Below are 8,609 nucleotides of genomic sequence, written 5' to 3' on the forward strand. Positions count from 1 at the left end.
CCTGAGAACACCGCTTACAATCGACATTGGCGGCCCTGTGGACCACGGTCGTATTCGGAACCCTAGCAGCGACCGCATTGGTGTACTTCGTGCGCAGATCGGTGGCTTCCGCGTCGCCACATCCATAGGGTTCAACGATTGAGCACTGCGGTAATCACCGTATGCTTACTGAATAGCTTCCGTAGCCAAGGCTCCTGCCGAGCGCTTCACATCGGTGGGATGATTTCACCGCTGGAAGTTTCTTCAGCAACTCGTGCTTTGCAGCCTCGAGGTTTTCGAAACTTGGATTGATTTTGAGTTCGAACATCAGCATCTCCAGCTCTTGGCATGCCGTTCGCCGATTACGCAGCAAGCCGCTGTCGGATGCGGTTGCAGTTGCGAAGATAATTAGATTTCCAGACGTTTGACTCGGCGACAAGTCGCGGGTGTCCAACCACGAATGGCAGGGTGCACCGAGTCGGCATCTCATGCAAGTCCAACATCATCGATACTATCGACGGGAAGGTTAGCGTAGGAGCTCCGGCAGGTCATAGAGCAGCTTCATTGCGTCGGGCCAGCCGACATCCGAAAACAGCCTTAGGATCTCGAGCAAGCAGGTGCGGCATGCTTCATCTTCGAAAAGGGTACGATAGTCGGCAAGGTAGCGTGTGACGATCCTTACGATCAATTTGAGCGCGAGGCTTTCGTGATGATAGCCTTCCCGCATACCGGCACCCAGTAACAGCCCATGGAGTGCCTTGAAGACGGCAGCGGGATCGCCAGGTATCAAATATTCGTAGAGTTCGATGAGATGATGATGCGTCGCCGGCTCGTGAGACACCGACAGCAGTAACAGCATTTGTCTATAGTCTGCCATGAAACTGCGCATAGCGTCCACAGTCGCAAGCCCCTGACTTGGGTCGCTGCTTTCCCTGTATGCCCCCGAACCGAAGTAAAGCTGATTCATGAGATGGTTGATGATGTGCTCTGCGGCCCGGTACCTTGCAATCGTCGCCTCTCGCGCTGCCCCCTCGCAGTTGTCCGCAATCAAGGCCGCGTAGCTTTCCGTGGCGGCGGATGAACAGGCTTCGAGGATAAGCATTGCCCCACGTTGCGCGCGATCTGAAAGCGACGGGTCGTTGTCTTTGCCCGCGGCATAGCGCGCGATGAAAGCCTCGCGAAGCGGCGAGATAAACGAAGTTAGCAGATCCTCGCTCGTGACCAGATCCTGCATCCATTCTAAAAGCCACTGCAGCGCCCTTTCTCTGTTCTGCCCAACCCAGAGCTGAGCTACGAGTCCACCCAGAACTTCAGAAAGTTCATCTCGACCGAGATTTTCCTTCCGAACGAAGCCGCGGCGGCGCTTTTCGACGATCTCTATCAATCCTTCCGCGCGGTCGACGTCATCCCAGATCAAACGCGTCAGCACGTTACCGACGTGGAAAGTAAGTACATCGACGTTTGGTTCACTTCGTACGACGCGCTCGGCAAGCTCCCACATTTTCTCTGGCGCGACACGACTTAGTACCTGCAGGTTTTCGGCCGCTTGCATCCGCACGACTGGCACCGCGTCTGCAAGAACCGCTTCAATCATGTCGATTATTTCGGGGCGTTCTTCTCCGAACCTATCTGCAAGTTGAACATAGGCTTCGGCGGCATAAACGCGAACTTCCCAGTTGCCATAGCTGCGCGCGGAGTCTTCTGTCTCTCCCGGTTCCGGAAAGCGGCTTGCCCAGAGGCGATCCAGCACGCGTAGCAACGCGTCGATCGACGGCATCCCTTCGCTTCCTGGAATACACGCCACGCTACCCGCAATCCGTTCGACCGCATTGCTGATATTGCCCCAAACAGGTTGTTCAGCGCTTGCATGGAGGGCCGGGGCGTTCGCGTCGAACATGGCAATGGTTGCTTCCGTCTCCCGCCATAAAGCGGATAGAGTGGCAGCGTCGCTTTCCGATGAAGTTTCTCTTACTCGTTCCGCAAGTGCGTCCGACTGGGTGAGCATTTGCGCATCAACGCCAGTGTCTACATCGATCCCCTCTCTTTCGAGAATGCTTCGCATCATTCCCCGCGCTGGACTCGAGGTAACTGTCATCGTACGAAGAGGAGGATTCCCCCCGAGTTCGCCTGCTGCGGCTAGTTCGGCGCGCAGCGCATGCATCGCGTCCGTTGCTATTGATGCCTCGTCGACCGATGAGAGGAACCGGCTCAAGACCCGTCGCCACCAGCGCTGGTCATGCTCGTCGAGAAACAGACCGGGACGTAGTGCTTCTGCTTCAAAGTCGGCGCGCTGGTCGGTCGATCGAAAAGGATAGGCAGCCGCCAGAAAGCGGACGGCGTCCCTGGCCGTACCCTGATGGACTAGGATCGTCAGATTGCTCGCATATGGCCACATATCTTCTGCGAACTCGGCGACCCGTTCCGTCCCCACGCCAAGCAGCCGCGCCCACACGGCGGGACTTGAGTAGTTTGTCGCCGCTGCCTGGATGCATTTGGCAAATGCCGCCGTCGGGCATTCTCGCAAAAAGCCGACAAAATGGCCAAGCACATTGTCATCCGTGTTCCCACCCCTTCTGTTCGGTTGATCCCAAGCGAGTGGCGCAAAATCGTCGCCCAGGAGATCGAACGGCTCGCGCCCGACGACGTTTACCCGGACCCGCCGATCGCCGAGCGGAAGGTCACGACCAATGTCACCCAATGCCACCTCGATCGCAGCCCGCGTACCGGCATGTGCCGATAGGTCAAGCAACTGCCGCGCATCTTTGCCCAGGTGATATCGGCAGTGGAGATAGTCCTGTCTGCGGTTTGAGGAAAGCGGCATGATCCGGCTGGGTTGACCGCCAAAATGCGAGACACTGTCATCGCTGATCTCGCGGGAGTAAAGCACGCGATAAATTTCAACGGCAAAGTCGCTATCTGATCGCGCAATCGGTAAGATCTGTTCAGATAGCCAGCTCGCTTCCTTGTCGGCATACATCGAGAAATGAGGATCTCGCAGGATACGATCCAACAATACGCGGGATGCCAGAGGGTCGGAAGCAAAGCTTTTGCCCACGAACCGAATCGCATTCACGGCTGTCTGCTGCATCGGAGGATCAGCTGCCCACGCTAGTGTAAGGAGCGCGCGCGAAGCGCGGCCGAATAGGCTAAGAAGCGATGCATCCGATAGAACATCCTTGTCGAATAGTATCTGGAGCAGAAACCGTGTCGGGTCGGACAGTTCGCGAACGGCGGTCGCTATCGCAGTGTCAGCAACCTCCGCCCACGCTATGGCCCGCTCACGCACAACGCCTCCCGAAGCATCGACCGAAAGCCCCACGAAACGCGCGAGACGCGACAACAGCGTCGCCATCGCTGCGTCGGAAGCACGCGTTTGAATCAGCGAAATCAGGCCAGCGACGTCGGATGCAGAGCTCACCCCCTCTATTGCCGTCCGTAAGGCGACATTGGCCAATACGGGATCGACGGTGGTGTCAGCGTAGATGTCAGCAATGAGATGCCAAACGGCACGCTTGCCCTCGCCGTCGTTGCGCCATAGCCGCTCGACGGCGAAACGCAAGGCTGGCGCGAGCATAAGTGCGATTGCGCTATCGCCTTTCAGCTGCGCGGCCAGATGTCCAGGCTCGTCCCATTCCAAAAAGAATCGTCCCGCAACATGGTCGAAAAGGACGTGATGCGAAAAACTAACAAGATCGCCGGCTTCATTGAGGACGCCCGAGGCGATCACGTCATCGACACTGTCATGCGGAATGAGCACCTTGCGGATGGTGAGGCGGCCGCGGCGAACCATCACATCAACCGTCGCGCCGGCGGCGCGATACAGCGGCGTGCCCGCCAGCCGCCGGTCCTCGTAGGCATCGATCAGATCCGATTGGGTCGAGACTGTTCGAATACTGTCCGGATCAACGCCATCAGAAAGCAGTTGTGCAGCGAGCGAAAGGTTGAAGATGTTTCGCAAGAGATCGCGCAGCCGCTCAGGCGCCGCATCAAGCAAGCTGCCTAGTGCGGCCGCGTCCGTGCCGGCCTGCTCGAGATCCGCATTGCTGAGACGCGGCACGTTGAAATGGCGGACATCGCGCAGTGTCGGGTCGGCGAAGGCTGGATCAGGCGGGGAGCCGGGAAGCGCATCGCGAAAACGCCGGCCATTTCTGAGATCGAACGTGCGGATAGACGCCACAATCGTCCAAGACGCATGCTGTGCAGCCATTGTCTCGACTAGCTGCGCGAATACGGCTTCGGCCGGGCCACCACGCGCCGCATCGAGCGCGTCGATGATGAGTAGTTTTCGGCCCGCGCCGGGCGCCGCCGCCAGCACCTCGGCCAACGGTCGAGCGAGTTGAAGCTCGGATTGAAGATCGGCCGCAATCGCGACGCCTGGAAAGCGATCGACCGAGAGAAACACGACCGTTTCGCCGATAGCGCGTCGCGCTTGTGCCAGCGCCACGAGGGCTCCGGTTTTTCCCGCACCGGGCTCGCCGATCACGATCAGCGAACCGGTCGCTATCGCCATCGCCATCGGGCCGTCACTTTGACGGGGGATCGGTATCCCGCCCGCGATCGGCAGACGCGTATGGCCAGCCAGCCGGGTAAGTTCTGCATCGGTGACCGTGGAGACGCGAGCGAGATCGGCATCATAACCGGGAGCCCTGGTGTCGTTATGCCCTAGCGCTCGGAGCGCTCGCAATAACCCTTCGCGGTCCGCTGGCGCACCACTGCCAATGAGGTCCCGGACAATGGTTTTGAGGTCTCTTAAGGGGGCGTCGCCGGCAGTCTCCGAGCCATAGACACGTGATCCGAGCACGCGGGAGGCCTCACGCCAATTATCTTCGCCCTCGTCCATCGAGAAACGGACGATTTTGAATAGCCGCGCCATCGTCACCAGCTCGTCGTCGCTTGGAGGCGCTGCGGAGCGCGCCGTGCAGGCGTTGCGGGCATGGGTCTCCAAGAGATCCAGCGCGTCGGCTTCGCCCTGGCCGCGCTGCGTCTTCACGCTTGTCCAGTTGCCTCCGGTATCAAAGGCTCGGCATCCCCTTTCGAGATTGTCGAGCGTGCGGGGCGCATCGGCTGCGACCGCGAGAACGGCGCGATACCGCGTGGTATCGACGACAACGCCTGTTGAGCGCGCCTCGAGCATGGTGCTCACGAGCTGCGCGATGGTCTTGCCGAGAGGGCTTTCAGCATTCTGCGTGAGGCCAGCACTGGTCTTGCTCTGAAAGTCGATCCGGGTATCGTCGTCCTGTCGGAGCTCTATGTCATCGAGGCCTTCTCCAGTCTCCATACGCAGGTTGACCGGAAGCCCCACATTAGCAAGTCCAAAGCGGCCGCCGACTGGAACACGGGCCAACATATGCGCTGCAAGCCATGTGCCAACCTCGGCCTGAAAATCCATGCCTCCTTCGGTCGCGCGTCCTCCTGCCGGCCTTGACGTTCGTGCTGTTCGGCGAGCGGCCATTAAAACAGATCCTCGAATTCACGCGCGGGTTTTTGTTTCTTGCCGGGGGTGACATCGGCTTTTCCGCCTAAAAGGTCACGAAGAGATTTCAGCTTCAACAGCAGCTCATCGAATGTGATGACGGTAACGCCGGCGAGGCTGGCTCGATACAGCTCGAAGGCACGCTTTCGCGGACCTTCCGGAATCGTGCCCGCCAGAATCATCCCCTTGATTCCGTAGGCCTCGAGCGCGATCGGTCGGTTCTCAGACTGAAGCCGATAGATATTGCTGCGCAACTTGTCGATTTGATCGAGCACCTGTGCCACGGCGCCGACCAGCTCTGCCGATGCGGTGTAAACGCCGCCACGATATTCCCTCTTACCGATCAGCTCCGTGCCGGGCGTCTTGATCTCGAGCACGGCGATGCTGTCGGTGAGCTTGTTGGTGAACAGGAAGTCGGCGATCTTTTCGCCAGAGCCGTTCAGCACCTTTCCGCCCACATGCGCCTGGCCCTGCACTAGCAGGACCGGCACGTTGAACGCCATGTCGAGGATGAACGGGTTGGTCTCGAGGAGTTTCTGCCATTGCAGCTCGCTCGTGCTTGTGGCGAACCGCTCTTCCATACGAGCGATCAGTTCATCGAGCGAGGCCAGTTCGATCTCGTCGTGAAGCTTGACCAGGCCGACGCGCTGCGACTTCATAGAGGTGCGCACGGACGCCGCGGCCATATTGACTACAGCCGCCCGGTCATTTTCCGAAAGTTTCGAATCCGTGATCGTATTGCCGATCACGTCGGCGATGTCGTCGGGGGCGCGGTCGAAAATCCTTACCGGGAATTTTTTAGGGTCCAGGCGAGTGAGGAGGTTGGTATAAGCAGCCTGCAGCTTCTTCCTTCGCGCAGAAGCCTGCGCCTTCGTCTCGAAGCGGTTGGCATTCCGGCGCAACTCGTCAAAGAGCCTGTAGCCGATCTCGTAGGTCGTTCCGCCATCCGTCACGGCGACGTCCAACTCACGCTCGTCGGTAATCCGCAGGTTTGTCACGCCTTCCACTTGCCTTATAGCATTCAAAATGAACGACAGCTTGCGATCTAGCCCAAGGCCGTAATTCGGGTCTTTGATGAAACCTTTCGGTATCCCTTCGGCCAGGTAGGCTTCGACATCCTGTTTAGTGCGGAAGCCGTTAAATTCCTCGAAGAAACCCTCATCCTCTATGATCTCGATCGAGACAATCGGATCGTATTTCGGCATCAGGAAATCTTCGGATTCCGGCATAGTGTTGATCGGGAACAACGTGGTCGTGTGTTTGGCCGCATCGAATCGTAAAAGCACTTGCGTCGTATTGATCTCGGTAAGGTCAGCAATCGCGATCCGGCGATCCGACGGTGTGAAAAACACCTCAACGAGGCCAGGCCCCTTTCTCTGCAGGAATAGAGTACCTTTGTCGTCGTTACCAAATTGGGGGCCGAACGTTGCCATGCGCTATCCCATAAGTATCGGGAAAACATAGGAGAAACGGGTACAACTTGCAATCGGGGCGAATGGAGTTGACCTGCTCCCCTGGAATGTCCTCGGTTTGAGGTTAGTCTGTTGTCCGGATGACGTGCTCCCCGATTTTGGGCCACCGGGAGCTGGAATTTTCCGGGGTTTTGAACTGCTCCCAGACATTGGACCAGCGGAGGCTGGAGTTTTCCGGCTTCAGTCAGGGAGGCGGACTGGTTACGCTTCCCAGATTCATCATTGCGATCGGGACCTTGTTGCCGATCGCACCATGTGGCCGAACCTCATTGTAGTCTCTACGCCAATCCTCCATCTTTTCGCGGGCATCCGCAAGGGTCAGGAACCAATGTTGGTTCAGGCATTCTGCCCGGAAGCGGCCATTGAATGCCTCGATGAACGCGTTATCGGTCGGTTTGCCAGGGCGTGAGAAGTCCAGTGTGACGCCTTTCGCATAGGCCCAGAGATCGAGATCGCGGGATACGAACTCGGTGCCCTGATCGACTCGGATCGTCTTGGGATAGCCGACCTGGCGGCATACCCGCTCGAGCGTTTGCACAACATCTTCACCCCGATAGCTGTGCCTTGGATCAACCACCGGGACGTAGCGTGAGAAGGTGTCCACCACGGTCAGAACGCGTAGCTTCTTGCCGGTGGCGAGCTGGTCGTGAACAAAGTCCATCGCCCAGACATCATTCGGTCCGACGGCCATTTGTCGATCCTCCCGCAGCTTGGCTTTCACCCGGCGTTTCGGTGTCTTGTTACGCAATTGCAGGCCCAAGTCCCTGTAAATGCGGTAGGTACGCTTGATATTGGCACCCCAACCCTCGCGCTCTAGCAGAACATGCACACGACGATAACCATAGCGGACACGGGTCTCGCAGATCTCACGGATACGACGCTCAAGACCGGCCTGATCGGCACGGCGGGAGATGTAGTGGTGGGTCGACCGATCGAAGTCCAGTGCCTCACAGGCACGCCGGATCGAGATCGCCCAGTCCTGGCACATGCCTTTCACCATCTCCCGCTTGCGAGCAGGCCTCAGAGCTTTCGGCGAATAACGTCCTGCAACATCTCGCGGTCCAACGTCAGATCCGCGACAATCTTCTTCAGCCGTGCATTCTCGTCCTCGAGCTGCTTCAGCTTCTTCATCTCCGGTGGCAACATGCCCGCGTATTTTTTCTTCCAGTTGAAATAGGTCGCCTGGCTGATCCCTGCCTTCCGGCAGATCTCCGCAACCGTAACGCCTTCATCACCCTGCTTTAAAATGAACGCCTTCTGTGCGTCCGAAAACTGCGATGCCTTCATCGTCTTCCGTTCCTTTCCCAGCCAGGAAAATGCACCGGAAAACTCTAGCCAAAAATGGTCCAGTTTGAAGGGTTCAGATCAGTTATGGCTCAGGTCAGCGGTGGTGCCGATGAGCCCTTCATGAGCGAAATCGGCACCTTGTTGCCGATGGCGCTGTGTGGCCGGAATTCGTTATAGTCTCTGCGCCAATCCTCCATTTTTACCCGCGCGTCGTCAAGGTTCATGAACCAGTGGGCATTCAGGCACTCTGCCCTGAACTTGCCGTTGAAGCTTTCGATGAAGCTGTTGTCCGTCGGCTTGCCAGGCCGGGAAAAGTCGAGCACAACGCCTTTGTGATAGGCCCACAGATCGAGATCGCGAGAGATGAACTCGCTGCCGTTGTCCGAGACGACCATGCA

Annotated in this window: 4 protein-coding genes; all 4 read right to left on the minus strand. The window is 58.1% G+C overall.

The features are described from left to right. Positions 1–505: 505 nt before the first annotated feature. On the minus strand, positions 506–5,368 hold the full coding sequence (locus FNA46_RS18640) for a P-loop NTPase family protein (RefSeq protein WP_246103204.1): 4,863 nt from the start codon (positions 5,366–5,368) through the stop codon (positions 506–508). A gap of 62 nt (positions 5,369–5,430) precedes the next feature. After that, positions 5,431–6,885, minus strand: coding sequence for a Shedu immune nuclease family protein (locus FNA46_RS18645; protein WP_143126716.1), 1,455 nt, complete (start codon positions 6,883–6,885; stop codon positions 5,431–5,433). Between the two features lie 223 nt (positions 6,886–7,108). After that, positions 7,109–8,211 (minus strand): IS3 family transposase gene (locus FNA46_RS18650; protein WP_143126717.1). Its coding sequence is split into 2 segments (ribosomal slippage): positions 7,109–7,950 and positions 7,950–8,211, totalling 1,104 coding nucleotides; the frame shifts between segments, so codons are not numbered across the junction. An 89-nt stretch (positions 8,212–8,300) separates the two neighbouring features. After that, positions 8,301–8,609, minus strand: a 309-nt coding sequence (locus FNA46_RS18655) for an integrase core domain-containing protein (protein WP_143126718.1), incomplete at its 5' end; no start/stop codon positions are given.

The organism is Affinirhizobium straminoryzae (assembly GCF_007004135.1).
Lineage (GTDB): Bacteria > Pseudomonadota > Alphaproteobacteria > Rhizobiales > Rhizobiaceae > Neorhizobium > Neorhizobium straminoryzae.

Coding starts and splice junctions, on each gene's coding strand:
- FNA46_RS18645 (WP_143126716.1), bottom strand. CDS start 6,885: ATGGCAACGTTCGGCCCCCAATTTGGTAACGACGACAAAGGTACTCTA.
- FNA46_RS18640 (WP_246103204.1), bottom strand. CDS start 5,368: ATGGATTTTCAGGCCGAGGTTGGCACATGGCTTGCAGCGCATATGTTG.